Below are 25,295 nucleotides of genomic sequence, written 5' to 3' on the forward strand. Positions count from 1 at the left end.
CGGGCGTGAGCCGGTCTCGGCCTGCCCGACCACCACGGCGGTGCCGCTGGCCCGGACGGACGCATATGCTGGCCGGTGGAGATCTCGCCTCCGCCGGCCGGCCCGTCCCGCCATGGCGGTCCCGCCGCGATTCCCGTCTCTACCCCCGTCAGGAGCCCGCCCGACATGACCCAGTCCCCCGCCGTGCGTACGACCGGCCGGTCCGGTCCGGTCCGCATCGGCGAGCGAGCCGCCCGCACGCTCGTCTCCGAGCTGGCCCGGATCAACGACCCCAAGGCCGCCCTGCTGGTCGGGGTGGGCCCGGAGTCCGCGGTGCTGGCCGCGGCGATCGAGGCGCTGCTCCCCGGTGACCGGCTCACCGTGGTGCCCGCCGAGCCGTTCGGCGCTGCCGCCCTCCGCGAGCACGTCAACGCCCAGGGCCGCTGGGTCGCCGACCGGGTCGGGGTCGTCGACTCCCTGGCCGAGGCCGAAGCCGCCGGGGTCGTCATCGCCGGCGAGGTGTTCAGCGGCACCGCCGAGGAGACCCGCGGTGGCATCGAGGGCCTGACCAAATACCTGTCCGACGGCGCGGTGCTGAGTGTGGCGACCACCGCCACGCCCGGCCGGACCACCGGGGCCGCCGCCGAGTTGGCTCGCCAGGACGCCCTCTACGGAGTCGGCGCCGACCTGGTCCTGCGCAACTCGCCGCCGGTACGGGTCTACCGACTGCGCTTCACCCCGGCCAGCCCCGCCACGGCCGAGAGGCTCGCGCCCGCGCACCGGCCGTCGAGCGTGCCGCTGACCCGCGGCATGCACATCGACTCCAACGGTGTGGCCGCCGCCGGCATCACGCTGGGCCTCGCGGCACTGGCCCGGGTGGCGCGTCCATCGTCGAAACTCTGGCTGCTGCCGGCGCTGGCCGCCGGGCCGGTCGCCGCGTTCTTCCGGGACCCCGAGCGCGACGTACCGGAAGACCCGACCGCGGTGGTCGCCAGCGCGGACGGGAAGGTCCTGTCGGTGCAGCGCCTGCACGACGAGCGCTTCGGCGACGGCGAGTGGCTGCGGGTCGCGGTGTTCCTGTCGGTGCTGGACGTGCACGTCAACCGCGCCCCGGTCGCGGGCAAGGTGGTGGACTACTTCGTCGCCGACGGCGGCTTCGTCAACGCGATGAAGCCGGACGCCGAGCACAACGTCGCCGCGTACACCGTCCTGGACACCGCGCGTGGCACGGTGGTGGTCGCGCAGCGTACCGGGCTGATCGCCCGTCGGATCGTGCAGCGCGCGCCGATCGGCGCGCTGCTGGCCAAGGGCGAGCGCTTCGGCCTGATCCGTTTCGGCTCACGGACCGACGTCTACCTCCCGGCCGACGCCGCGGACCCGCTGGTCGGGCCGGGCGACAAGGTGGTCGGCGGGTCCACGGTCATCGCCCGCTGGCGCTGACCCACCAACGTGCGAACGGGGCGCCGCTGACCAGCGGCGCCCCGTTCTCGTTGCGGAAAAATCAGGCGGTACGACGTTGCCGCAGCCAGAGCACCGGCCCGCTGACCAGGTAGCCCACCACGATCAGCGCGAACGTGAGCCGGATGTCGATGAGTGCGCCGATCACCGGGGCCAGCCACAGCCACGGCGGCAGCTTCACGAGGCGGGCGAGCTTGGCGTACGGGAAGCTCGACACCATCGCGAAGGCGAGCAGCGCGACCCCGGCGACAAGCACGGCACCGGGCACGGGCAGGCCGATCGCCACCGTCACCGCGAGCACCGCGGCCGCCATCGTGGTGGGCACGCCGCAGAAGAACCGGCCGTCCTTCGGCGAGACGTTGAAGCGGGCCAGTCGAATCGCGGCGCACGCCGCGACAAGTGCGCACGCCACCGCCGCCGCGGCCGTGGAGACCGAGCCGGCGAGTGAGGCGTAGACCACCACAGGTGCGGCGAGGCCGAACGAGCACATGTCGGCGAGGGAGTCCATCTGCGCGCCGAACGGGCTGGCCACGCCCAGCCGACGAGCCAGGGCGCCGTCCAGACCGTCGAAGCCGACACAGGCGATCAGGCAGAGCGCGGCGATCCGCACCTCACCCTGCATGGCCAGGAAGATGGCCAGCATGCCGAGCATCAGGCTGGCCAGCGTGCAGGCGTTGACCAGGCCGAACTTCATCCGGCGGGCGACGGTGCGCTCGCCGGGGAGCAGCGGGATCGACCGCGCCGAGGCCTCGTCGACGTGCGCCAGGCTCGGCATCGCCGGACTGACCGGCATGATCGCCTCGATCTCGGCTCGCCCGACGCTCGTAGCCGGACGGCTGAGCCGGTCCAGGCCGTAGCGACGGCGCTGCCGGTCGGCGTACCGGTGCTCGGTCGGGGTCAGGTCGGTCGCGTGCAGGTCACCGTCACGGCGACCGACCCGGACCAACAGCACCTGGCGGGCGAATGTGCTGCTGCGGCGCAACGGGCCCGCCCAGCGACGCCCTGCGGGGCGCGGACTGTCAGTAGTACGACGCCGGCGCCATGGGGCTCTCGGCACGTTTCCTCCATCACCGGATCGGCTGGCCGCCGCGGGGCGGGTGTCCGGCTGTCTCGTGCCGGACCGTGCGTGACCCGGCAGCCGTTTTGCGCGGAGTACACCATCGCATAGGGGGACATGGCTTGGCGATAGCTGCCGGCGGTACTTATATCTGGGCTAAACCGCTCGAACCGCTCGCTTATTCCCATCTCGGGCTTCACCGCCCGTTCCTCCATCATTCCCGCCTTTGACTGTACCGGAGGGTCACCAACTCGGCTCATCGAGCGGCGTGTTATCGACCACCCTGTCCGATTGCCCACTCGGCGATATCGCTCAACGGCAGGTCGAGAGCCTGGTCGCGGGTGAACCAACCCGCCCGCGCCGTCGAACCACCGGCGGATTCGGTCACCACCGCATCGGTGGGTACGTCCACCAACACCCGATAGATCACCCGTACGCCGTGCCAGTCCAGAGGCCTGCCCTCCGGGCCGAGCGCGGCGGGATTGTGCAGGTTGTTCACACCGAGGATCTCCCCCACGCGGCCCCGCTGACCACCCTCCTCGACCAACTCCCGCAGCAGACCGGTGGCCGGTTGCTCGCCATGATCGGTCCCACCGCCGGGGAGATGCCACAGCCCAGCCCCGGGATAACCGGCCGCGATCTCGGTCAGCAGGATCCGCCCGGCCGGGTCGGTGACCAGCCCGTACGCCCCGAAACGCAGCCTGCGATCGGGATGCGACGGCGGAAACGGCGCGGCTGACCGACGCGTTCCCGTCGGCAGCGGGGTGGCCGGCAGGCCGAGCACCTCGGCGGAGAACGGCGTCAGCGGCACCCGCGCCGCCTCGGCCAGGGTGAGCCACGCCTGGTCGACGGCGCCACCCCCGACGCCGGGCGGGACGCCCGCACGCAGTACACCGACACGCGATACGCCGTCGCCCTGCACGCCGTCGCGCAGTGCGCCGTCACTCGCGGCAAGCTCGAACAGCAGCCGATCGGTGTGCAGCGCGACGGCGTCCTCCGGATAGGTGACCACGTCGGCGACCACCGCCCGGAGCCGACCGACCGTCACGGTCAACCCGACCTGCTCGGCGACCTCACGGACCACGGCACGCTCCGGGTGCTCGGCGTGCGACACAGCACCACCGGGCAGCCGCCAAATCCCGGGAAACTCACCCCCGACCCCGTCCCGGACCACCAGCACCCGGCCCGAATCCCACAAAACTCCGTATACGCCAACCCGCCGCAGAAAGTCCATCCCCGCCAACTCCGCTCCCCCCAACCGCCCGACAACATCAACCACCCCACCCGACCGCCCAGCCCAACTCCCAGCCCAGCCCAGCCGACCATCCCGTCGATCATGAGGTTATTGCCGTCTATCTCGGCGTGTCCTGACAATAACCTCATGATCGACGGACGGAGTCCGAGGATCCGCGCAGCGTGCTGTCCGTTTTGGGCGTTAGGTTGGGTATGTGGCCAGCCGGCTGTGCCGCGGGGGACTGGATTGGGGATGGCGACTCGGGTTCATGGATGTCGGGGCATCAGGGCGCTTGGGATACCCCGAGATCAGTAAAACGGAGTCGATCATCCGGTCGGTGCCGCTTCGTGGGCCTTCTCGGCGATCCCGCATTCCTCGACGGTCCGGATGGTCGCCGCACCACCCAACGCGCGGCGCCCCGGCCAGATGCGCTGCTGTCAGCGAGCGCTACCGCCGGAGACCTGTCCACTGGCGCTCGCCACCACCGGACACGCGCCACTCATCAGGCACGTCGCCGACTACCGCCCACAACGCACCACCACCGGCCAGCCGGCTCCAGCGAGCACCACCACTGGCCAGCCGCCCGCCAGCACACACCGCCGCCGCCGCACGAAGCTGATCAATTGGGCAGGGTGAGCGCCTGGTTGCCGGGGCCCTCCGGGCACGCGCCGGCCCGGCAGGCGCCCCCGCACGCACCACGCACGCGCCACCACCGGGCACGGCCGTGCGGCACGCTTCAGGTAGAACGAGTTAGGTGAGCTGGGCGGCCTGGACCGCTTCGGCGGTCACCTCGGTGAGGTGGTGAGTGGGGAGGGCGCCGAGCTCCTCGCGGGCGAACCAGCGGGCTTCGCAGGTGGAGCCACCCACGTCGGCCACGGTCAGCGGGTTGGGCTGGTCGACCACGACCCGGTAGAAGGCGCGCACACCGTGCCAGTCGATCGGGTAGCCCTCGGGGCCGAGCGACGCGGCGTCGCGGTGGCTGGCCACCCCGAGAAGCTCGACCAGGCGGCCGGTCTGCCCGGTCTCCTCGACCAGCTCGCGGATGAGCGCCGCGCCGGGTTGCTCGCCGTAGTCGGTGCCGCCGCCGGGCAGGTGCCAGCAGCCGGCGCCCGGGTAGCCGTCGGAGACCCTGGTCAGCAGCACCCGACCGGCCGGGTCGGTGCAGACCGCGTACGCGGCGAAGCGCTGCGCCCGGTGCAGCCCGTCCGGACCGGGCACCGCGTAGAAGGAGGGGAACTCGGGGGCCTCGTCGGGCACCACGTCGGCCGAGGACGCGGGCAACCCGAGGGCACGCGCGGTGAACGAGCGCAGCGGCAGCTCGCTCGCCTCGTCGAGGGTGTACCAGCGGGCGAGGTCGGTGGGCCGCTCGCCGACCCGGTCGGCGAGGGTGCCGCCACGGACCGCCACCCGGTAGATCAGCCGGTCGGTGTGGATGGTGATGCGGCGTTCGGGCAGCGCCCGCATGTCGGCGAGGACGTCGGCCAGGCCGGAGACGGCGACCGAGAGGCCGGTCTCGGCGGCGGTTTCGCGGACCACCGTGTGGTGGGGGTCCTCGCCGTGGTCGACCGCCCCGCCGGGCAGGGACCACGTGCCGGGGGTGCCGGAGCGCTCCGAGGCGCGAACCAGCAGGACTCGGCCTGTCGTATCAGCACAGACTGCGTATGCCGCGATCCTGCGGAGCGGCTCCAGCAAGGTGGTCACGGAAGCAAATTCTCCCCGGGCCGGGTTACCGGAACGGAAAAGAGTCGGATTCCTGACTGTCTGGCCCCGATCAGGGATTGGTCAGGGTAAGGATCCGGGCGGTCACCGAGGGCGGGGAGGGCAGCGACGCGGACCGTTGGGGTATGACATCGACCACCGCTCCCCACGCCCCGTACAAGCAGCTCCGTCGACCCACCACCGACCGTATGGTCGCGGGGGTCGCGAGCGGCGTCGGCCGCTACTTCGCCGTCGATCCCACACTGGTCCGGGTGGCCTTCGCGGTCACCGGCCTGCTCACCGGCGGGCTCGCGCTGCTCGCGTACCCGATCATGTGGTTTCTGATGCCCGAGGAGCCCACCGGCGCGCCGGCCTGGCCGCACTCGGCGGGCGTCGCGCCGCACGCGGGCCCGCCGCCGACCGCCGGGCCCGCGCCGGGCGGGCCGATGCCGGGGTACGCCCCGACGACGCCCTACCCGCCGACGACCCCGTTCGACGCGCCGCCGAGCCCGCCGCACAACCCGCACGACAGCAGCCCGCCGCCGGCCGCGTGAGCGGCGCTCACTCCCACTCGATGGTGCCCGGTGGCTTGCTCGTCACGTCCAGCACCACCCGGTTGACCTCGGCCACCTCGTTGGTGATCCGGGTGGAGATCCGGGCAACGACCTCGTAGGGCAGTCGTGACCAGTCGGCGGTCATCGCGTCCTCGCTGGAGACGGGTCGCAGCACCACGGGATGCCCGTAGCTGCGCCCGTCTCCCTGCACACCGACGCTGCGCACGTCGGCGAGCAGCACCACCGGGAACTGCCAGACGCCCCGGTCCAGGCCGGCGGCGGTCAACTCCTCGCGGGCGATCAGGTCCGCCTCGCGGAGCAGGTCGAGGCGCTCCTGGTTGACCGCGCCGATGATCCGGATGGCCAGGCCGGGGCCCGGGAACGGGTGCCGCCAGACCATGGCCTCGGGCAGGCCCAACTCCAGGCCGAGCGCACGGACCTCGTCCTTGAACAGGGTGCGCAGCGGCTCGACGAGGGCGAACTTCAGGTCCTCCGGCAGACCGCCGACGTTGTGGTGGCTCTTGATGTTGGCGGTGCCGGTGCCGCCGCCGGACTCCACCACGTCGGGGTAGAGGGTGCCCTGGACGAGGAACTCCACGTCGCCGTACGAGGCGATCTCGCGGGCCGCGGCCTCGAAGACCCGGATGAACTCCCGACCAATGATCTTGCGCTTCTGCTCCGGGTCGGTCACGTCGGCCAGCGCGCCGAGGAACCGATCGGTGGCGTCGACCACCTTCAGCTTGATGCCGGTGGCGGCGACGTAGTCCTTCTCCACCTGCTCGGCCTCGCCCGCACGCAGCAGTCCGTGGTCGACGAAGACGCAGGTGAGCTGGTCACCCACCGCCTTGTGCACGAGCGCGGCGGCGACCGCGGAATCCACCCCGCCGGACAGGCCGCAGATGACCTCCTTGTCGCCGACCTGGGCGCGGATCCGGGCAACCTGCTCGTCGATGATGTTCTCGGGCGTCCAGGTCGGCTCGATGCCGGCGATGTCGTACAGGAAGCGGGTCAGCATCTCCTGGCCGTGCGCGGTGTGCCCGACCTCCGGGTGGAACTGCACGCCGGCACGCCGACCGGCCAGATCCTCGAACGCGGCCACCGGGGCGCCAGCCGACTCGGCGGTCACCGTGAAGCCCTCGGGCGCCTCGGTCACGGCGTCGCCGTGGCTCATCCAGACCGGCAGGTCCGCGGGCAGGTCGCGCAGCAGCACACCGGGGTCGAGCAGGCGGGGGCGCAGCGGCGTGCCGCCGTACTCCCGGTTGCCGGTCCGCGCCACCGTGCCGCCGAGCGCCTGGGCCATCGCCTGGAAGCCGTAGCAGATGCCGAAGACCGGCACGTCGGCGCTGAAGACGCCCGCGTCGATCTGCGGCGCGTCCGGCGCGTAGACGCTGGCCGGGCCACCGGAGAGGATGATCGCGGCGGGGTTCTTCGCCAGCATCTCGGCGATCGGCATCGAGTGCGGCACGATTTCGGAGTAGACCTTCGCCTCGCGAACCCGGCGCGCGATGAGCTGGGCGTACTGGGCTCCGAAATCCACCACGAGGACGGGGCGAGGCAGGCTCATGTGCGCAAAGCCTACCGACAGTCACGGCCGTGTCGGGCACGGGCCGGCCCTCCGGTGTGCCGCGGCGACGGCTGCGGGTGCGGCGGCCGGCCGGAAGGCGTCCTAAGATCGACGCGGGGCGATGACGGCCGGAGGAGGGGACGGGTGTGACCGAGGTGACCGTACGGCCCTTCCGAGACACCGACGCCGAGCCGCTGGCCGTACTCGTCGCCAGGTGCCTTCGGGAGGTCAACAGCCGCGACTACCCGGCCGACCTGATCGAACGGATGTGCGCGCACTTCGACGCGGCCCGCTTCCGCGAACTCGCCGCCGTCCGGGAGGTGTTCGTCGCCGAGCAGGGTGGGCGGGTGGTCGGCACCGTCTCCCGGGACGGCAACAAGGTCTACACGATGTTCGTCGATCCGGACCGCTCCGGCCGGGGTGTCGGCCGGCGGCTCATGCGCCACATCGAGCGGTTGGCCGGCGCCGACGGCCACGACCACATGGAGACCGGCGCCAGCATCACGGGGCACGGCTTCTACCACCGACTGGGCTACCAGGACGTCCGGGTCAGTGAGACCGACTTCGGGCTCAACCACATCCTCCGCAGGCCGCTGCCCTAAGGCCGCAGCGCGCCCGGGGCGTCCGCCGGCACCGCCGGGTGGTGCGGGGGTACGGGCGCGAGCCGGCGGTACGGGGAGCCGAGCGTCGGGCGGGGGTCCTCCTCGCCCCTGTTGGGCCAGAAGGACATGGCTCGTTCGGCCTGGGCGGTGATCGTCAACGAGGGGTTCACGCCGAGGTTGGCCGAGACGGCCGCGCCGTCGACGACGTGCAGCCCCGGGTGCCCGTACACCCGGTGCCAGGGGTCGATCACCCCGTCGGCCGGCGTCGCGCCGATCACCGCCCCGCCCAGGATGTGCGCGGTCACCGGGATGTCGAACGGCTCGGTGAGCGCGCCGCCGGCGGTGCCACCGATCTCCTCGGCGAGCAGCCGGACCGCGGTGTTGCCGGCGGGGATCCAGGTCGGGCTGGGCGTGCCGTGCCCCGGACCGGTGACCAGCCTGCGGCCGAACGCCCCGCGCCGCCACCGGGTGGTCAGCGAGTTGTCCACCGACTGCATCACCAGGGCGATCACCGTCCGTTCCGACCAGCCGCGCACCGGCAGCAACTGGGCCACCAGCCGCGGTTGCCGCACGATGCCACCCAGCCAGCGCCGCAACCGGTGCGGACCGCCGTCGACCAGCAGTGTCTGGAGCAGTCCCATCGCGTTGGAGCCGCGCCCGTAGCGGACCGGCTCGACGTGGGTCTGCGGGTCGGGGTGGAACGAGCTGGTGATGGCCACCCCCTCGGTGTAGTCCAGGCGCTCGGAGCGGGCCCGTCGGCGGGACACCGAGGCACCGAGGATCGCCTCGGAGTTGGTCCGGGTCAGCTCGCCGAGGCGGGGCGACAGCCCGGGTAGCACGTCCTCGGCCCTCATCGCGTGCAGCAGTCGTTGGGTGCCGAGCGCCCCGGCGGCGAACACCACCTGGTCGGCGTGGATCACCTGCCGCCGTTTGCGCAGCCAGGCGCCCGTGCGCTCGGTGCGCACCTCGTACCCGCCGCCGGTCGCCGGTCGGACGGCGGTCACCGTGGTCAGCGCAAGCACCGTGGCGCCCTGCCGTTCGGCCAGCCAGAGGTAGTTCTTGACGAGCGTGTTCTTCGCCCCGTGCCGGCAGCCGGTCATGCACGAGCCGCAGTGCAGGCAGCCGGTGCGCTCCGGGCCGGCGCCCCCGAAGTACGGGTCGGCGACCCGCTGGCCGGGACGGCCGATGTGCACGCCCACCGGCGTGGCGTGGAAGGTGTGCCCCACCCCCATCCGCTCGGCCACCGCCCGCATGGCCCGGTCCGCGCCGGTTTCCCGGGGGTACGTGGTGACGCCGAGCATCCGCTTCGCCTGGTCGAAGTGGCCGGCCAGCTCGGCACGCCAGTCGGTGATGTCCCGCCACTGCGGGTCGGCGTAGAAGGCCGGCAGCGGCTCGTAGAGGGTGTTCGCGTAGACGAGTGAGCCGCCACCCACTCCCGCGCCGGAGAGCACCAGCACCCCACCACCGGACCGTCGGTCGGCGGGGCGGAGCAGGGTGAGCCGCTGAATGCCGTAGCAGCCCAGCTTCGGCGCCCACAGGAACCCGCGGAACCGCCAGGACGTCCGCGGGAACTCGTCGTCGGCGAAGCGCCGGCCGGCTTCCAGCACGGCGACGGAGTAGCCCTTCTCGGCCAGCCGGAGCGCGGTGACACTGCCGCCGAAGCCGGACCCGATGACGACCACGTCGTACCGCATGAACGCATCATTACTCGCGAGTAGCGCTCGCGCCAGCGGCGGTTTTCGCGCGATCATGCTCCGGCCGACCGACCCGGCGCGTTCCGGCCGCAACCCGGGGTACCCGTCGGAGCGTTGTTCAGCAGACGGGTGGAAGGAATCCAAGATGATCCTCGGGTCGATGGCGCCGCGCCGACGGTGGTTGCTGCTGGGGTTGGCGGCCCTCGCCGCCGTCGCGCTCATCGCGGCCGGCACGGTGGTGATCACCCGGCTGACCGGCGACAGCAAGCCGGGCGGCGCTCCGGTCGCCGGCTCGCCGACGCCGTCGCCGGTCGCGACGCCCACCCCGAGCCCCAGCGGTCCGCCACCCGGTGCGGACATCACCGGCCCGCTCAACCTGCTGCTCGTCGGTGTGGACACCCGGGTCAGCGTCCCCGGGTGGGAGCCGCACGCCGACGCGGTGCTCGTGCTGCACGTACCCAAGGGGTTGGGCCAGGCGTACCTCTTCTCGCTCCCCCGCGACCTGCTCGTCGACATCCCCGCGTTCCCGAAGTCCGGCTACAAGGGCGGCAAGACCAAGCTCACCCACGCGATGAGCTTCGGCAGCCGGGTGCCGGGCAAACCCAAACAACCAAGCACCGCCCAGGGGTACGAGCTGCTGCGCAGCACGGTCAGCGGATACACCGGGCTGCGCATCGACGACGGCGCGGTGCTCACGTTCAACGGATTCGACCGGCTGGTCAACGCGCTGGGCGGGGTGGACATCTACGTCGACCAGCGGGTCGCCTCACTGCACCGGCGGCCGGACGGCAAGTACCGGGAGAGCGCGCCCGGCGGATACACCGGGCCACAGCAGGTCTACGAGAAGGGCAACCAGCACCTCAACGGCTGGCAGGCGCTCGACTACGCGCGGCAGCGCTACATCACCGGCGGCGACTACGCCCGGCAGCGGCACCAGCAGCAGCTCGTCAAGGCGCTGACCCGCAAGATCCTGGACGAGGGCCTGGCCCGGCAACCGGAGCGGGTCGACCAGGTGGTCGCCGCCCTCGGCGACACCCTCGTGTACGTGGGCGGACGTCGGATCGTGGACATCGCGTACGCCGTGAGTGGGGTGCCGGAGAACCGCTTCACGCTTGTCGGCCTGCCCGGTTCCGGTGTCGGCAAGGGCAGCGCCTACCGCGGCGAACAGCTCACCACCGTCGGCCGGACGTTCATCAGCGAACTCCGTGCCGGCCGCGCCGACGCCTACCTCGCTGCGAACCCCACCCTGGTCGTCCGGAACTGACCCCGGTCAGAGCCGCTTGGGCAGGGCCGGCTTCGTGGTGCCGTAGAGCCAGGCGGCGAAGACCGCGTCGAGCTGCTTGCCGGAGACGCGTTCGGCGAGCGCCACGAACTCGGCAGTGCTGGCGGTGCCGTTGCGCTTCTCCGCCGCCCACGTCTTGACGATCTCGAAGAACGCCTTGTCGCCGACGGACACCCGCAGGGCGTGCAGCGTCATCGCGCCACGCTGGTAGACCGACTCGCTGAACAGCTCCTTCGCCCCCGGCTTGCCCGGCGGCGTCTTCCACACCTTCGCCGACGCCCCGGCGTACCGGCTGTCGAACTCCTCCTTGGCCGTGGACTTCCTGGTGTGCTCGGCCCACAGCCACTCCGCGTACGTCGCGAAGCCCTCGTTGAGCCAGATGTCCTCCCAGGTGCCCAGGGAGACACTGTCCCCGAACCACTGGTGCGCCAGCTCGTGGGCGACCACCTCGGTGTTCACACCGCTCGCGAAGAATCCCGCCGAGTAGACCGGGCGGCTCTGCGTCTCCAGCGCGTAGGAGATCCGGTTGTCCGCGATCACCACACCGCCGTACGCGTCGAACGGGTACGGCCCGAACAGGGTCTCCAGGTAGTCGGCGACCTTCGTGGTCTCGGCGATCGACGAATCCGCGGAACCGTTCGCCGCGATCGCGACCGCGCTGTAGACCGGCTTGCCCCGGTGCGTGGCCGTGGTGACCCGGAACTCGCCGATCACGAGCGTGCTCAGGTAGCTGGCCATCGGCGACTTCTCCGACCACTTCCAGGTGGTCCACCCGGCCGTGCTGGCCTTGCCGCCGGGAACGCCGTTGCTGACCGCGGTGAGACCGTCGGGAACGGTGATCTCGAAGTCGTACGCGGCCTTGTCGGACGGGTGGTCGTTGACCGGGAACCAGGTGCTGGCCGACTCGGGCTGCCCCAGCGCGATGGCGCCGTCGGGGGTGTGCAGGAATCCACCCGTACCGAGGGTCTCGTTCCGCAGCGGCTTCGGCACGCCCTCGTAGGCGATCTCGGCGACGAACCCGTTGCCGTTGACCAGGCCGGAGGCGGGCTTGATCACCAGCTCGTTCCGCTCCCGGCGGTGTGTGGCCGGCGCACCGTTCACGGTGACCGCGGTGACGGTGAGGCCGGCGAGGTCGAGGTTGAACGTCGACAGGTCCGCCGTCGCGGTGGCCTGCACGCTCGTCGTACCTGTCAGTCGGTCCTTCGCCGGGTCGTAACGCACCTTGACCACGTACCGCGCGACGTCGTAGCCGCCGTTGCCGTAGCTCGGGAAGTAGGCGTCGCCGGCCCCCGGCGCGCCCGCGGTGAACGTCCGCGACGGCGACGGCGACGCGCTCGGTGACGGCGCGGCCCCGGTGCCGGTCGAGTCGCATCCGGACAGTACGAGTGCCCCGGTCGCCAGCAGAGCCGCGCCCATCCGCAGTCTGCGCCGCGTCACCCGCATCCCACACCCTCCCCGTGACGGCCTACGCCGCTCCCCGCGAGCGGGCCGGTCCCCGCCGTCCCCGGGCGGCAGCATATCGACAGGCCATCACCGCCCCGTCACGGCAGTGTGGGCGCCGAACCACCCACCAACCAGGCGTCGAAGAGCGGCCGGAGCTGCCGACCCGCCACCCGCTCGGCAAGCGCGACGAGGTCCGCGGTGGTCGCGTTGGCCGCCGCCCGCTCGGTGGTCCAGGTCCGCAGGATGCGGAAGAACACGTCGTCACCGACGGTCCGGCGCAACGCGTGCACGGCGAGCGCCCCACGCTTGTAGACGGCGGTGCCGAACATCCGCTCCCGGCCCGGCTCGACCGACGGCTGCGACCAGTCGGTCGCCGCGTACTGAAGCTCGAAGTTGCGCTGGGCGGTCCGGCCGCCGTCGTGTTCCTCCCACAGCCACTCGGCGTAGCTGGCGAAGCCCTCGTTCAGCCAGATGTCGCTCCACCTGCCCACCGACACGCTGTCGCCGAACCACTGGTGTGCCAACTCGTGCGCCACGACGCTCGGGTTGGGCCGGTCGCCAGGAAAGAACGCCGGCCCGTAGACCGGGCGGGACTGGGTTTCCAGCGCGTAGGAGATCCGGTCGTCGGCGACCACGATCCCGCCGTACGAGTCGAACGGGTACGGGCCGAAGCGACTGGCCAGGAAGTCGGCGATCGCACCGGTGCGGGCCAGGGAGCTGGCCGCGCCGCCGGTCGGGGGCAGGCTCGCCGCCACCGCGGTGACCATCGGCCGGCCGGCGTGCGTGCCGGTGACCACCCGGTAGTCGCCGATCACAAGCGTGGTCAGGTAGCTGGCCATCGGGGTGCGCTCCGACCAGTGCCAGGTGGTCCAGCCGTCGGCGCTGGTCTTCGGCCCGGGCACTCCGTTGCTCAGCGCGGCCAGGCCGTCCGGGACGGTCACCGCCAGGTCGTAGCTGGCCTTGTCCGACGGGTGGTCGTTGACCGGGAACCAGGTGGCCGCCGAGTCGGGTTGGCCGAGCGCGACCGCGCCGTCGGCGGTGTGCAGGAAGCCGCCGCTGCCCAACGACCCGTCCACGACGGCGGTGGGCACGCCCGCGTAGTCGACGGTCACGGTGAACTGCTGGCCACGCGGGAGGCCGTCGCGCGGGGTCACCACCAACTCGCCGTCGTCGCGGCGGTGGTCGGCCCGCGCGTCGCCCACCCGGACGGCGTTGACGGTCAGGCCGGCCAGGTCCAGATTGAACCGGGACAGGTCCTGGGTGGCCGCGGCGGTGATGACGGCTCGACCGGTCAGCCGATCGGTCGACGGGTCGTAGCGGACGTCCAGGCCGTAGTGGGTGACGTCGTAGCCACCGTTGCCGCGCCCCGGCACGTACGGGTCACCGGCGTCGGCCGCGCCGGGCCGGAAACCGTCCCGCTGCTCGCCCGTACAACCGGCCAACACCAGCCCGATGACGCAGGTCAGCGCGGTGGCCAGCCGGGTGCCGGCGCGCGTCCGTCCGGTCCGGACCATGCTGACTCCTCCCGCCCGGGGTCCCGATCAGGACGAGCGTAGCCAGCGGCGCCGACCGGGCGACCAGCCTTTGTTGGATTCCCGGCGCAACGCACCGAAGGCCGACCCCGCATCACGCCGGGCCGGCCTTCCGGCGTCTGACGAATCGGTCAGCGGTCGAGGACCAGGCCGACCTTCTGGAACTCCTTCAGATCGCGGTAACCGCACTTGGCCATCGCCCGACGCAACCCACCGAACAGGTTGAGCTGGCCGTCGGCCTCGTCCGCCGGACCGAAGAGCAGCTCCTCCATCGACCCGAGCGGGTCACCGGCCACCTCGAACGCGCCCCGGGGCAGCGACGGGTGACTCGCCGCCGAGTGCCACCAGGCGCCACCGGCGGGCGCCTCCTCGCAGAGCGACAGCGGCTCACCGAGCATCACCGCGTCCGCGCCGCAGCCGAGCGCCTTGGCGATGTCGCCGGACGTCTGGATGTCACCGTCGGCGATCAGGTGCACGTACCGGCCGCCGGTCTCGTCGAGGTAGTCGCGACGGGCCGCCGCGGCGTCGGCGATCGCGGAGGCCATCGGCACCCGGATGCCGAGCACCGACTCGGTCGTCGACCACTCGTCGCCACCGATGCCCACGATCACCCCGGCCGCGCCGGTACGCATCAGGTGCAGCGCGGTCTTGTAGTCCGTGCAGCCACCGACGATCACCGGCAGGTCGAGGTCGGCGATGAACTCCTTGAGGTTCAACGGCTCGTCGGTGGTCGACACGTGCTCGGCCGAGACGATGGTGCCCTGGATGACCAGGATGTCCACCCCGGCGTCCAGGATCACCGGGGCCAGCGCCAGCGTGTGCTGCGGAGAGACCCGCACCGCCACCGTGCCACCACCGGCACGCAGCTCACGCACCCGCTCGGCGATCAGGTCCGGACGGATCGGCTCCGCGTACACCTCCTGGAGCCGCTTGGTGGCGCGGGCCTCCTCGTCGAGGCCGGCCAGCTCGTCCAGCACCTTCGTCGGGTTCTCGTAGCGGGTCCACAGACCCTCGACGTTGAGCACGCCGAGACCGCCGAGCTGACCGAGCCGCACCGCCGACGACGGGCTCATGGTGGCGTCGGAGGGGTGGCCGACACACGGAATGCCGAACGGGTACGCGTCGAGCTGCCAGGAGGTCGACACGTCGTCGACGTCCCGGGTGCGGCGGCTCGGCACGATGGCGATGTCGTCCAGGTGGTAGCCGCGCTGCGCGGTCTTGCCCAGCCCGATCTCGACCACGTCACGCATGGGGGACTCCAGGAGGTTGGGGGTGTTGGATCAGCGGGTGTGGTAGTTGGGCGCCTCGACGGTCATCTGGATGTCGTGCGGGTGGCTCTCCTTCAGCCCGGCCGCGGTGATCCGGATGAGCTGGCCTCGGCGGTGCAGATCGGGGATGTTCTCCGCACCGGCGTATCCCATGGCAAGTCGCAACCCGCCGACCAACTGGTGCGCCACCCGGGAGAGCGGCCCCCGGTAGGGCACCTGGCCTTCCACGCCCTCCGGGACCAGCTTGTCGTCGCTGAGCACGTCCTGCTGGAAGTAGCGGTCCTTGCTGTACGACTTGGCCTGGCCCCGGGACTGCATCGCGCCGAGCGACCCCATCCCGCGGTACGTCTTGAACTGCTTGCCGTTGACGAAGATCAGCTCGCCGGGGCTCTCCTCGCAGCCGGCCAGCAGGCTGCCGAGCATCACCGTGTCGGCGCCGGCCACCAGGGCCTTGGCGATGTCGCCGGAATACTGGATGCCGCCGTCGCCGATCACCGGCACGCCGGCCGGGCGGGCGGCCCGAGCCGCCTCCATGATCGCGGTCACCTGCGGCACGCCGACCCCGGCGACGATCCGGGTGGTGCAGATCGCGCCCGGTCCCACGCCCACCTTGACGCCGTCGGCACCGGCGTCGACGAGCGCCTTCGCGCCCGCGTACGTGGCGACGTTGCCGCCCATGATGTCGACCGCGACGTCGGCCTTGAGCCGGCGGACCATGTCCAGCACGGCCCGCTGGTGACCGTGCGCGGTGTCCACGATCAGCACGTCGACGCCGGCGTCGACGAGAGCGCGGGCCCGCTTGTACGCGTCCTCACCCACACCGATGGCGGCGGCGACCCGGAGGCGGCCGGCGTCGTCCTTGCTGGCGTCCGGGTACTGCTCGCTCTTGGTGAAGTCCTTGACGGTGATCAGGCCACGCAGCCGGCCCGAGTCGTCGACGATCGGCAGCTTCTCGACCTTGTGCTGGCGCAGCAGCGCCAGAGCGTCGTCCTTGCTCACGCCGACCCGGGCGGTGATCAGCGGGGTGTGGGTCATGATCTCGCGGACCGGAGTGTTCGGCTCCGAGACGAACCGCATGTCGCGGTTGGTGACGATGCCGACCAACTGACCGTCGCCGTCGACCACCGGAACGCCGGAGATGCGGTAGCGCCCGCACAGCTCGTCGACCTCGCGCAGCGTGTCGTCCGGGCTGGCGGTCACCGGGTTGGTGATCATGCCGGACTCGGACCGCTTGACCAGGTCGACCTGGAGCGCCTGGTCCTCCAGGGAGAGGTTGCGGTGCAACACGCCGATGCCGCCCTGGCGGGCCATGGCGATCGCCATCCGGGCCTCGGTCACCGTGTCCATCGCGCTGGACAGCAGCGGAATGGACAGCTCGATGTTGCGGGTGAGCTTCGTCCGGGTGTTGACCCGGCTGGGCACCACGTCCGACTCGCCCGGCTGCAACAGCACGTCGTCGAAGGTGAGGCCGAGCGGAACCACCCGCGCGGAGCCGGCCGGCAGCTCGGGCAGGTGGCCGCCCAGGTCGGCGTGCTCGCCGCCGGCCGGAAGATCGGTGCTGGGCGAATTTTCCACGATTGCTCCCCTGAGCTGCTCGGATGGGCTTCAGCGAGGTGGCGCGGGCGGGCACCGGAGCGCGCCACGGTGCCGGCACGTCGCCTCATCGTACCCAGTGAGCTGGGCGACCCGTCCGTGGCAGGCCGGGCCGGCGCAAGGCCGGGGGGCGGACGTTCGCGCCGCGTTGGGTCTACGGTGAGGGGGTGCACGACGAGCCCATCGACCCGTTCAACGGCGACCCGGCCGATCCGACCGCGGGTCTGGATGACCCGGGCGATGACGCGACGCCGGATCCGCTGACCGACGTCGAGCGGCAGGATGTGCTGGAAGACCTCGCCGACCTGGAGATATACCAGGCTCTGCTGGCCCCGATCGGGGTTCGCGGCCTGGTGATCGAATGCGAGGACTGCCGGGAGCCGCACTACTTCGACTGGGACCTGCTCCGCGGCAACCTCCGGCACCTGCTCAACTCCGGTCGGCCCCGGGTGCACGAGCCCGCGTACGACCCCGACCCTGATCACTACGTGACCTGGGACTACGCCCGGGGGTACGCCGACGGGGTGCACGACACCCTGACCGAGGGCACCGACGACGAGCCGGGCACCCCCACCGCCACGGAGTGACCGCGGCGATCGCGGAGTGACCGCGGCCCGCCTCAGGCGACCAGGCCGGCTCGGAAACCCGCTGCCACCGCGTGCGCCCGGTCCCGAGCGCCAAGCTTGCGGAACAACCGGCGGGCGTGCGTCTTGACGGTGTCCTCAGACACGAACAGCTCCCGACCGATCTCCGCGTTGCTCTTGCCCTCGGCCATGCCGAGCAGCACCTGAAGCTCGCGCTCGGTGAGGCCGATCGACGCCCGACTGGGCCGGGCGTTCGGAGCGGATCGGGCCGGATCGGCCTGGTCCGCCGACGACTCGCCGTTCGCCGCCTCGGCCTCGTCGTCACCCCGCTGCACCGGCACCGACGGCACACCCGCCTGCCCCTCGCCGGGCGTGGCCGCCCAGCCGGGATCGCCGGAACCACGCGGTGACGGCCCCGAGCGACCGGAGCCACCCACTGCCGCGGCGTCCCGGGCCGGATCGGTGATCCGCTGCCGCGACGCCCGTCCGGGCGCGGTGAGCAGCAGCAACGCCTTCGCCACCGCGCTGGTCAGGTCGTGGTCGACATTCTGGATAAGGCCCCGGGCCCCGGCGCTGATGGTTGCCGCCGCCGCCTCGGACTCCTCGGTGCCGAGCAACAGCACCGCGGCCTGCGGCGCGCGGGCCAGCACCCGCCGGACGAAGCCGGCGCTGTCCGGCCGGGTGAGGGCCGTGTCGGCCAGCACCACGTCAGCCGGTCGCTCGGCGAGCCGCAGCATCACCTCAGGATCGGAGACGGCGGTACGAACGATTGCGGACAACCCCAGGCGCGCGGCAGCAGAAGTAAGGTGCTGGGCCGCGAGTGGTGTCCGAACGCACACAAGAACGGTACGCACTGTGGTCTCCTCTCCGCCAACGAGCAGACCATGACGGGGTCGGCTGGGGAGGGGGTTCCCGGCAATCCTTCGAACTTTTCCGACAGTTGGGGCAAAAGCCGCAATTTCTAGGACGTTTTCGATCACAGACGTGTGAGCCGTCAACAGTCCGGGTACCGGGAGGTCCAGGCCGGGAACGGTGCGCCTGCGCGGCCCGCCGCCCGGATGCCGGCCACATGGATTCTCGCGGAGCCGCGCGGGAGGAGGGGTGCTGATGTCGAACGTACGTAGACTGCCCGGACCCATCGTCGATCTCTGGGACTGGCAGCGACTCGGTGCCTGCCGAGGCCGGGACAGCGCCCAGTTCTTCCACCCCGACGGCGAACGAGGCTCCTCCCGACTGCGCCGCGAGTCGGCCGCCAAGGCAGTCTGTCGCGCCTGCCCGGTCCGAGCGGAGTGCGCCGCGCACGCCCTGTCGGTCCGCGAGCCCTACGGCGTCTGGGGCGGCTTCAGCGAGTCGGAGCGACTCCGACTGCTCGCCGTCGGCTGGGAGGACCTGGCCGACCGCCGGCACGCCCGAGTCGACGTCGCACGACTGGAAGCCCGACTGGGCCGCCCACACAAGTCGACAGTCCCGGCCCAACGCCACGTCGCCTGACCCCACACGTCCCGAACCGCGCCTCCGCCCCGGAGGCGCGGTTTCGTGTCGCGCGGTCAAATCCCACGAGCCACACGCCGGTCCGTGCCGGTGCTCGACCACCGGCGTCGTCGTGCTCGACCACCGGCGCCGTCGCGCTCGTCGCGCTCGACCACCGATGCCGTCGTGCTCGACCACCGGCGCCGTCGTGCTCGACCACCGATGCCGTCGTGCTCGACCACCGGCGCCGTCGCGCTCCACCGGCACCCTGTCGTGACCGACCGCCGGTATCGTCGTGATCAACTCGGGGTCAATGACATCGGGGCATCCCGCCCACCCGGACAGCCCGATGTCAATGACACCGAGTGGATCAAGCCGAGCGCGCGACTCAAGAAGAGGCAAGCGGCAATAAGAGGCTTGGGATGTTTTGTCCGGTCTGGGAGGTTCAGGAGCAGGGTAGAGCTTAGGCTCTGCGTGTATGGGGCGTTCATCCTGTGACCGGTCGCACCCGTGGGTCGGAATCGTGGCCAGGCCAGGGTCGTTACACACTCTGACGATCGCAGCACGACGTGCCGCCCTGTCCCACAGGGTTGGGATGCTGGCCCAGCAGGTTGGAATGCCGACCCGCGCCCGGTCGTTACAGATGGACCCGGCACCACAAGCCCCGCTTGTAGGCGCCGACCCCGACGCCGTGAGCCCCTCTCGGCGCGGTCGTTAAAGACTCCGCCGAGCACCCCACCCCCATCGGGTGCCACGCGATGGGCCACCCCCGGAATGACCCCGGCCCCTCGGTCGTTACAGATGGACCCGGCGCCACGAGCCCTCGCTTGTAGGTCGCCGCCCTCCGGGCGCCGTGAGTCTCCGGGCTTGCCGGTCGCGTACCCCCAAGACTTTCCCCTTTTTGAACGTGCAGCGCCGGACGAGGTGCTCACACCCGTGCCGCCGACCCCCGTTTGGTGGCTGGGTGTTCCTACCCCCGAAGGAGCTACCCCCATGAACACGATCATGCGTAAGAGCGTGCTGTCCGTTGCTGGTCTCGCGTTCGCCGGTGGTGTGTTCGCCGGTCCGATCGCCGCCCACGCCAACCCGGTGGATGCCAAGCCGGTCGCGGTGGCCGTGCAGACCGCTGCGCCGAAGCCGCAGGGCGACCAGTCGCACATCTCCCTGAACGATGAGCAGACCGCGAACGTCAAGGCGATCATCGCCGCGACGAAGAAGGCCGGCCTGCCCGAGCGCGCCGCGGTCATCTCGATCGCGACGAGCCTGCAGGAGTCGAAGCTGGACAACCTGGGCCACCTCGGCGACGCCAACGACCACGACTCGCTGGGCCTGTTCCAACAGCGCCCCAGCTCGGGTTGGGGTACGCCGGAGCAGATCACCAACCCGGAGTACTCCACCACCGCGTTCCTCAAGGGCCTGCGTCAGGTTGACGGCTGGCAGGACATGGCGCTGACCGACGCCGCGCAGACCGTCCAGGTCTCCGCCTACCCCGACGCCTACGCCCAGTGGGAGCAGCAGGCCACCGACCTCGTCAACCAGCACTGGAACAGCTGACCACCGCACGACCACACCACCGCACGACCGCACCGCACCACCGCACGGCACCACCGCACCGCACCATCGCACGGCACCACCGCACGGCCGCACCGCAGCACGACCACATGACACCGACCGCTGGCCGGCGCCCCGTAACTCGGGGTGCCGGCCAGCGGCGTTTCCGGGTCTGGCCGGCATGACGAATGGCGACGCGCCCGCTGCCCGGCACTACCCCGCCCGATTGGCGACTGCGAGGAGATCTTGGACAGTTTCCGTTACGGCGGCGGGCCGGCGTAACGGAAACTGTCCAAGATCTCCGGTAATGCGCGGGCGCCATGCGCGCGAAGCGCGAAGGCGGCGCGCGAAGCCCGGCGCACGGGGCGCAGGGCGCGGGGCGCGAGGCCCGGCGCGCGAAGCCCGGCGCACGGGGCGCAGGGCGCGGGGCGCGGGGCGCGAAGCCCGGCCCGCAGCGCGCGGGGCACGAAGCCCGGCCCGCAGCGCGCGGGGCACGAAGCCCGGCCCACGCGGCACGAAGCCCGGCCCGCGAAGCCCGGCCCGCGGCGCGCGGGGCGACTCAGCGGTCAGAAGAGGACCACGGCAAGGGAGCGGCTGGGGCGGCCGGCGTCGGGCGGCCCGCACGTTCGCGCAGGGGACGGGTGAAGGCGGATGGTTCCGAGCTGGTGCCGTTGGCGCACCGAGGTTCGTCGAGCCGCCCACGTCGCCCTGATGAGGTGACAAACGACCTCAGCGAGTGACCCCGGGCCGGCCGGAGCGGTGGCGCTGAGGCGTCCGACGGGCGGCGTTTGTGGCGAGCGCCCCGGCGACAAGCGCGGTCAGCACCCCGATCAGTTGGATCAATTGTCCGGTCGCCACGTCGGCCCCGTGCCGCCCGAGCAGGTTGTCCACCCCGGTCGGGCTGATCGCGAACCCGACGGCCACGAACAGACCCAGCAGTGCGCCCACCGCCGGCGCCAAGCGCCACGGTGCGAGCGCGACGAAGAGGGCGCCAGCCAACAGGATGATCATCCCCGGCGGTACGGCGACGGGAAACTCGACCCCGGCGGCCCACAGCACGCCGATGCCCGCGGCGCCGACGACGAGGCCGGCGATGGTGAAGGTCCGTGCGGTAACAGTCATGGCTTCACCCTGTCCCGGTACGGCCCGGTCCGCGTCCGCCCGGCGACGTCATCGGGGGTACGGCAGCCTGCGTACTCCGGTCGCCCACGGCGTACCGCGCCCGAGGAACGACCCCGGCCGCTCAGCGAACGGTGACGGTGACGGTGTGCCAGCCGGTTGCGCCGTCCGGTGCGACGTCCTGCGTACGCTCGGTCTGGGTTTGGCCGGTCGCGTCCGTCGCGCGGACCTGGAGTCGGTGCTCGCCCGGCGTGGCGTCCCAACGCCAGGACCACTGCACCCAGGTGTCCACCGACACGGTCGGGGCCAGCTCCGCCTGCTGCCAGCCTCCGCCGTCGACGCGTACCTCGACCCGGCTGATGCCCCGGTGCTGCGCCCAGGCCACGCCGGCGACGGTGACCGGGCCGGCGGTCAGCCGGTTTCGTCCCCGGGGCGCGTCGATCCGCGACTGGGTCTTGATCGGCCCCTGGGCGGACCAGCCGCGGGGCACCCAGTACGCGTCGAAGTCGGCGAACCTGGTCAGTTCCAGCTCGGTCACCCACTTGCACGCCGACACGTAACCGTAGAGTCCGGGCACCACCATCCGGACCGGGAAGCCGTGCTCGACCGGCAGTGGCTCACCGTTCATGCCGACGGCCAGCAGCGCGTCCCGCCCGTCGCGCAGCGCCGCGGTGGGGGTGCCGCAGGTCCAGCCGTCGACCGACCGGCCGACGACCTGGTCGGCATCGTCGTCCGGGTCGACCTCGTCCAGCAACTCCCGAAGGGGTACGCCGAGCCAGCGGGCGTTGCCGATCAGGTCCCCGCCCACCTCGTTGGAGACGCAGGCCAGCGTGACGTACCGCTCGACGAGCGGACGGGCCAGCAGGTCCGCGTAGCTGTAGGTGCGCTCGGTGCCGACCCGCCCGTGGATACGCAGCCGCCAGGTGTCCGGATCCACCTGGGGCACCACAAGCGCGGTGTCGATCCGGTAGAACCCGAAGTTCGGGGTGACGTACGGCGCGAGCTGTGCCACCGCGAGGTCCGCGCCGGCCGGCACGGCCGGTGCGGGGGCGACCGGCGCGGGTAGGCGGATCGCCTCCCGGGCGGCGGACACTCCGCGCCGGCCGGAGAGCCAGCGCCCACCGAGACCGGCCACCACGGCCGTGCCGAGCAGCACCCCGCTCCCGGTGAGGAACCGTCGCCGCGACTCGGGGTCAACGTCGGCACGCCCGACCGGCGCGTTCGCCGTCACGGATAGCCCGCCCGGAGGCACCGGGGCGGCGGGCGCCACCGGACCAACCGGCGAACCACCAGGTGACACCGGGGCGGCAGGCGAGACCGGCGCAGCGGGCGACACGGTCGGCGTGGGTGGTGACCAGGGCCAGGGGTTCAGCTCGAACGGGCCGGCGATGAACAACCACAGCACCAGGGCGCCGAGGCCGGCACCGACGAGCGACGGCAGCGCGTCGGCCGCGTCCGCACCGGGGCGGGTCACGGCGGCGGCCACGCCGATGGCGCCGAACGCGGCGATGCCGGCAAGGCCGAATGCCAGCCGGCGGACCGCCAGCATGCCGAACAGTGCGGCGAACGCTCCCAGCAGCAGGCCGGTGCCGACCAGCAGTGCGATCTTGTCGGCGGTGCCGAAGAGGTCGATGGCGAGTTGCTTCAGCGACTCGGGGACGGCGTCGACGACCACCCCGCCGACCGCGACCAGAGGCGCCGACCGGGGGCCGGTCAGCACTGCCACCGGCTCGGCGATTCCGATCGCGACGGCGGCGGCCGTCACTCCGGCCAGCGCGGCGTAGCGCCGCGACGTGGTGCTCATCGGCCCAGTGTGCGCGATCATCCTGCCCGGTAGCCAACTACGTCAGCGTTCGGTAATGATCAGCGCAGACGAACGGGGCGCACCGTCGTACGACGGTGCGCCCCGCAACGGGTGTCGCTCTACCGGATCAGAAGCCCGGGCCGTGCTGGTGGCCGTGACCGTGGCCGTGGCCGCCGCCGGCGGCCGGCTCGGCCTGCTCCGGCTTCTCCACCACGAGGCTCTCCGTGGTGAGCAGCAGGCCGGCGATCGAGGCGGCGTTGGTGACCGCGTTGCGGGTCACCTTCACCGGGTCGATGATGCCGGCCTTGACCAGGTCGACGTACTCGCCCTTGGCGGCGTCGAGGCCGTTGCCCCACTTCAGGTCGGCGACCTTCTGCGTCACGACGTAGCCGTCGTGACCGGCGTTCTGCGCGATCCAGCGCAGCGGCTCGACGAGCGCCTTGCGCACGACCGAGACACCGATCTTCTCGTCACCGGTGAAGCCCAGGTCGTCGTCGAGCACCGAGCGGATCTGCACCAGGGCGGCGCCGCCGCCGGGGACGGTGCCCTCCTCGACCGCAGCCTTGGTCGCCGCGATGGCGTCCTCGATGCGGTGCTTGCGCTCCTTCATCTCGACCTCGGTGGCCGCGCCCGCCTTGATGACGGCGATGCCACCGGAGAGCTTCGCCAGCCGCTCGGCCAGCTTCTCCCGGTCCCAGTCGGAGTCGGAGGCCTCGATCTCCTTGCGGATCTGGGAAACCCGGTCGGCGAGGTCGGCCTTCTGGCCGCCGCCGTCGACGATCGTGGTGTTCTCCTTGTCGACCACGACGCGCCGAGCGGTGCCGAGCACCTCGAGGCCGACCTGGTCGATCTTGTAGCCCAGCTCCGGGGCGACCAGCTCGGCGCCCGTGGAGATCGCGATGTCCTGGAGCATCGCCTTGCGCCGGTCACCGAAGCCCGGGGCCTTGACCGCGCAGACCTTGAGGGTCTTGCGCAGCGAGTTGACCACCAGGGTGGAGAGCGCCTGGCCGTCCACGTCCTCAGCGATGATCAGCAGGGGCTTGCTGTTCTGCAGGACCTTCTCCAGCAGCGGCAGCAGCTCTTCGATCGCCGAGATCTTCTGGGTGGTGACCAGGATGTACGCGTCCTCGAGGACGGACTCCTGGCTCTCCAGGTCGGTGACGAAGTTCGGCGAGATGAAGCCCTTGTCGAACTGGAGACCCTCGGTCACGTCCAGCTCGGTGGTGAGCATGGAGCCTTCCTCGACGGTGATGACACCGTCGCGGCCGACCCGCTCCATCGCCTCGGCGATCAGGTCGCCGATCGTGGCGTCCTGCGCGGAGATCGTCGCCACGTTCGCGATCGACTCCTTGCTGGTGACCTCGGCTGCCTTGCCGAGCAGCGCCTCGGAAACCTTGGTGGCCGCCGCGTCGATGCCCCGCTTGAGGCCGGCCGGGTTGGTCCCGGCGGTCACGTTGCGCAGGCCCTCGCGAACCATCGCCTGGGCCAGCACGGTCGCGGTGGTGGTCCCGTCGCCGGCGACGTCGTTGGTCTTGGTCGCCACCTCCTTGACCAGCTGCGCGCCAAGGTTCTCGTACGGGTTGGTGAGCTCGATCTCCTTGGCGATGGTCACACCATCGTTGGTGATCGTCGGCGCACCGAATTTCTTGTCCAGGACGACGTTGCGCCCGCGCGGGCCGAGGGTGACCTTGACCACGTCCGCGAGGGCGTTGACACCGTGCTCCAGCAGGTGCCGGGCGTCGTCCGAGAAGCTCAGGATCTTCGCCATTAATGTCCCTTCGAAGCGCCATTGCCCCGGCCCGGCGAGCC

19 protein-coding genes and 1 pseudogene are annotated in these 25,295 nt (G+C 71.7%); 7 read left to right on the plus strand and 13 right to left on the minus strand.

Annotated features, from left to right (window positions below):
- Window positions 1–165 precede the first annotated feature (165 nt).
- The gene (locus ACPXBU_RS18600; RefSeq protein WP_393372378.1) at window positions 166–1,419 is read left to right on the plus strand and encodes a phosphatidylserine decarboxylase; all 1,254 of its coding nucleotides are present in this window, start codon (window positions 166–168) and stop codon (window positions 1,417–1,419) included.
- Window positions 1,420–1,480: 61 nt separating this feature from the next.
- Here ACPXBU_RS18600 and ACPXBU_RS18605 read toward each other — a convergent pair whose 3' ends face one another.
- The 3 genes from ACPXBU_RS18605 to ACPXBU_RS18615 form a co-directional block, all read right to left on the minus strand.
- Window positions 1,481–2,419, minus strand: a complete 939-nt coding sequence (locus tag ACPXBU_RS18605; RefSeq protein WP_393372380.1) for a CDP-alcohol phosphatidyltransferase family protein — start codon at window positions 2,417–2,419, stop codon at window positions 1,481–1,483.
- A gap of 346 nt (window positions 2,420–2,765) precedes the next feature.
- Entirely contained in the window at window positions 2,766–3,728 is a 963-nt protein-coding gene (locus ACPXBU_RS18610; RefSeq protein WP_425758967.1) for an NUDIX hydrolase, read from the minus strand.
- Window positions 3,729–4,478: 750 nt separating this feature from the next.
- Window positions 4,479–5,429 carry an NUDIX hydrolase gene (locus ACPXBU_RS18615; RefSeq protein ID WP_393372386.1) on the minus strand — a complete coding sequence of 317 codons (951 nt, stop codon included), beginning with the start codon at window positions 5,427–5,429 and terminating at the stop codon, window positions 4,479–4,481.
- Window positions 5,430–5,572: 143 nt separating this feature from the next.
- On the opposite strand from ACPXBU_RS18615, the pseudogene ACPXBU_RS18620 reads away from it, so the two are divergent.
- A pseudogene (locus ACPXBU_RS18620) lies at window positions 5,573–5,878 on the plus strand (PspC domain-containing protein); the annotation flags it as partial.
- A 109-nt stretch (window positions 5,879–5,987) separates the two neighbouring features.
- Here the strand turns inward: ACPXBU_RS18620 and guaA are convergent.
- Window positions 5,988–7,544: a glutamine-hydrolyzing GMP synthase gene (guaA, locus tag ACPXBU_RS18625; RefSeq protein WP_425758969.1), complete on the minus strand. Its 1,557-nt coding sequence runs from the start codon at window positions 7,542–7,544 to the stop codon at window positions 5,988–5,990.
- Window positions 7,545–7,690: 146 nt separating this feature from the next.
- On the opposite strand from guaA, the gene ACPXBU_RS18630 reads away from it, so the two are divergent.
- Window positions 7,691–8,146 (plus strand): GNAT family N-acetyltransferase, encoded by a 456-nt coding sequence (locus ACPXBU_RS18630; protein WP_425758970.1) that lies wholly within the window; start codon window positions 7,691–7,693, stop codon window positions 8,144–8,146.
- Here ACPXBU_RS18630 and ACPXBU_RS18635 read toward each other — a convergent pair.
- Window positions 8,143–9,840, minus strand: coding sequence for an FAD-dependent oxidoreductase (locus ACPXBU_RS18635; RefSeq protein ID WP_425758971.1), 1,698 nt, complete (start codon window positions 9,838–9,840; stop codon window positions 8,143–8,145). The genes ACPXBU_RS18630 and ACPXBU_RS18635 overlap by 4 nt on opposite strands.
- Before the next feature lie 145 nt (window positions 9,841–9,985).
- Between ACPXBU_RS18635 and ACPXBU_RS18640 the strand changes: the two genes are divergently transcribed.
- Entirely contained in the window at window positions 9,986–11,104 is a 1,119-nt protein-coding gene (locus tag ACPXBU_RS18640) for an LCP family protein (protein WP_425758972.1), read from the plus strand.
- Between the two features lie 6 nt (window positions 11,105–11,110).
- Here the strand turns inward: ACPXBU_RS18640 and ACPXBU_RS18645 are convergent, their stop codons facing one another.
- From ACPXBU_RS18645 to guaB, 4 genes are all read right to left on the minus strand, one after another.
- Entirely contained in the window at window positions 11,111–12,565 is a 1,455-nt protein-coding gene (locus ACPXBU_RS18645) for a M1 family metallopeptidase (protein WP_393372400.1), read from the minus strand.
- 98 nt (window positions 12,566–12,663) lie between these two features.
- Window positions 12,664–14,079: a M1 family metallopeptidase gene (locus ACPXBU_RS18650; protein ID WP_425758973.1), complete on the minus strand. Its 1,416-nt coding sequence runs from the start codon at window positions 14,077–14,079 to the stop codon at window positions 12,664–12,666.
- A 149-nt stretch (window positions 14,080–14,228) separates the two neighbouring features.
- The gene (locus ACPXBU_RS18655) at window positions 14,229–15,347 is read right to left on the minus strand and encodes a GuaB3 family IMP dehydrogenase-related protein (protein WP_393372404.1); all 1,119 of its coding nucleotides are present in this window, start codon (window positions 15,345–15,347) and stop codon (window positions 14,229–14,231) included.
- A gap of 30 nt (window positions 15,348–15,377) precedes the next feature.
- Window positions 15,378–16,940: an IMP dehydrogenase gene (gene guaB, locus ACPXBU_RS18660; RefSeq protein WP_393372407.1), complete on the minus strand. Its 1,563-nt coding sequence runs from the start codon at window positions 16,938–16,940 to the stop codon at window positions 15,378–15,380.
- A 185-nt stretch (window positions 16,941–17,125) separates the two neighbouring features.
- Here guaB and ACPXBU_RS18665 point away from each other — a divergent pair, with 185 nt between their 5' ends.
- Complete coding sequence (locus ACPXBU_RS18665) at window positions 17,126–17,545, plus strand: DUF5319 domain-containing protein (RefSeq protein WP_393372409.1); 420 nt, start codon at window positions 17,126–17,128, stop codon at window positions 17,543–17,545.
- A gap of 32 nt (window positions 17,546–17,577) precedes the next feature.
- Here ACPXBU_RS18665 and ACPXBU_RS18670 read toward each other — a convergent pair whose 3' ends face one another.
- Entirely contained in the window at window positions 17,578–18,396 is an 819-nt protein-coding gene (locus ACPXBU_RS18670; protein WP_425758974.1) for a response regulator transcription factor, read from the minus strand.
- Between the two features lie 253 nt (window positions 18,397–18,649).
- Between ACPXBU_RS18670 and ACPXBU_RS18675 the strand changes: the two genes are divergently transcribed.
- Both ACPXBU_RS18675 and ACPXBU_RS18680 read left to right on the plus strand, forming a co-directional pair.
- Entirely contained in the window at window positions 18,650–19,033 is a 384-nt protein-coding gene (locus tag ACPXBU_RS18675; protein ID WP_355032435.1) for a WhiB family transcriptional regulator, read from the plus strand.
- 972 nt (window positions 19,034–20,005) lie between these two features.
- Complete coding sequence (locus ACPXBU_RS18680) at window positions 20,006–20,566, plus strand: hypothetical protein (protein ID WP_425758975.1); 561 nt, start codon at window positions 20,006–20,008, stop codon at window positions 20,564–20,566.
- A 726-nt stretch (window positions 20,567–21,292) separates the two neighbouring features.
- Here the strand turns inward: ACPXBU_RS18680 and ACPXBU_RS18685 are convergent.
- From ACPXBU_RS18685 to groL, 3 genes are all read right to left on the minus strand, one after another.
- Window positions 21,293–21,685, minus strand: a complete 393-nt coding sequence (locus tag ACPXBU_RS18685; protein ID WP_425758976.1) for a hypothetical protein — start codon at window positions 21,683–21,685, stop codon at window positions 21,293–21,295.
- A 121-nt stretch (window positions 21,686–21,806) separates the two neighbouring features.
- Window positions 21,807–23,486, minus strand: a complete 1,680-nt coding sequence (locus tag ACPXBU_RS18690; RefSeq protein ID WP_425758977.1) for a molybdopterin-dependent oxidoreductase — start codon at window positions 23,484–23,486, stop codon at window positions 21,807–21,809.
- A 127-nt stretch (window positions 23,487–23,613) separates the two neighbouring features.
- Window positions 23,614–25,254, minus strand: a complete 1,641-nt coding sequence (gene groL / locus ACPXBU_RS18695; RefSeq protein ID WP_393370412.1) for a chaperonin GroEL — start codon at window positions 25,252–25,254, stop codon at window positions 23,614–23,616.
- Window positions 25,255–25,295: the final 41 nt, after the last annotated feature.

This window comes from Micromonospora sp. DT231, from assembly GCF_049847025.1.
Taxonomy (GTDB): Bacteria; Actinomycetota; Actinomycetes; order Mycobacteriales; family Micromonosporaceae; genus Micromonospora.

What these genes read in the sequence shown, in the direction of transcription:
- ACPXBU_RS18600 (WP_393372378.1), top strand. Translation starts at nt 166, where the DNA reads ATGACCCAGTCCCCCGCCGTGCGTACGACCGGCCGGTCCGGTCCGGTC.
- ACPXBU_RS18610 (WP_425758967.1), bottom strand. Translation starts at nt 3,728, where the DNA reads ATGGACTTTCTGCGGCGGGTTGGCGTATACGGAGTTTTGTGGGATTCG.
- guaA (WP_425758969.1), bottom strand. Translation starts at nt 7,544, where the DNA reads ATGAGCCTGCCTCGCCCCGTCCTCGTGGTGGATTTCGGAGCCCAGTAC.
- ACPXBU_RS18635 (WP_425758971.1), bottom strand. Translation starts at nt 9,840, where the DNA reads ATGCGGTACGACGTGGTCGTCATCGGGTCCGGCTTCGGCGGCAGTGTC.
- ACPXBU_RS18640 (WP_425758972.1), top strand. Translation starts at nt 9,986, where the DNA reads ATGATCCTCGGGTCGATGGCGCCGCGCCGACGGTGGTTGCTGCTGGGG.
- ACPXBU_RS18645 (WP_393372400.1), bottom strand. Translation starts at nt 12,565, where the DNA reads ATGCGGGTGACGCGGCGCAGACTGCGGATGGGCGCGGCTCTGCTGGCG.
- ACPXBU_RS18650 (WP_425758973.1), bottom strand. Translation starts at nt 14,079, where the DNA reads ATGGTCCGGACCGGACGGACGCGCGCCGGCACCCGGCTGGCCACCGCG.
- ACPXBU_RS18655 (WP_393372404.1), bottom strand. Translation starts at nt 15,347, where the DNA reads ATGCGTGACGTGGTCGAGATCGGGCTGGGCAAGACCGCGCAGCGCGGC.
- ACPXBU_RS18675 (WP_355032435.1), top strand. Translation starts at nt 18,650, where the DNA reads ATGTCGAACGTACGTAGACTGCCCGGACCCATCGTCGATCTCTGGGAC.
- ACPXBU_RS18680 (WP_425758975.1), top strand. Translation starts at nt 20,006, where the DNA reads ATGAACACGATCATGCGTAAGAGCGTGCTGTCCGTTGCTGGTCTCGCG.
- ACPXBU_RS18685 (WP_425758976.1), bottom strand. Translation starts at nt 21,685, where the DNA reads ATGACTGTTACCGCACGGACCTTCACCATCGCCGGCCTCGTCGTCGGC.
- ACPXBU_RS18690 (WP_425758977.1), bottom strand. Translation starts at nt 23,486, where the DNA reads ATGAGCACCACGTCGCGGCGCTACGCCGCGCTGGCCGGAGTGACGGCC.
- groL (WP_393370412.1), bottom strand. Translation starts at nt 25,254, where the DNA reads ATGGCGAAGATCCTGAGCTTCTCGGACGACGCCCGGCACCTGCTGGAG.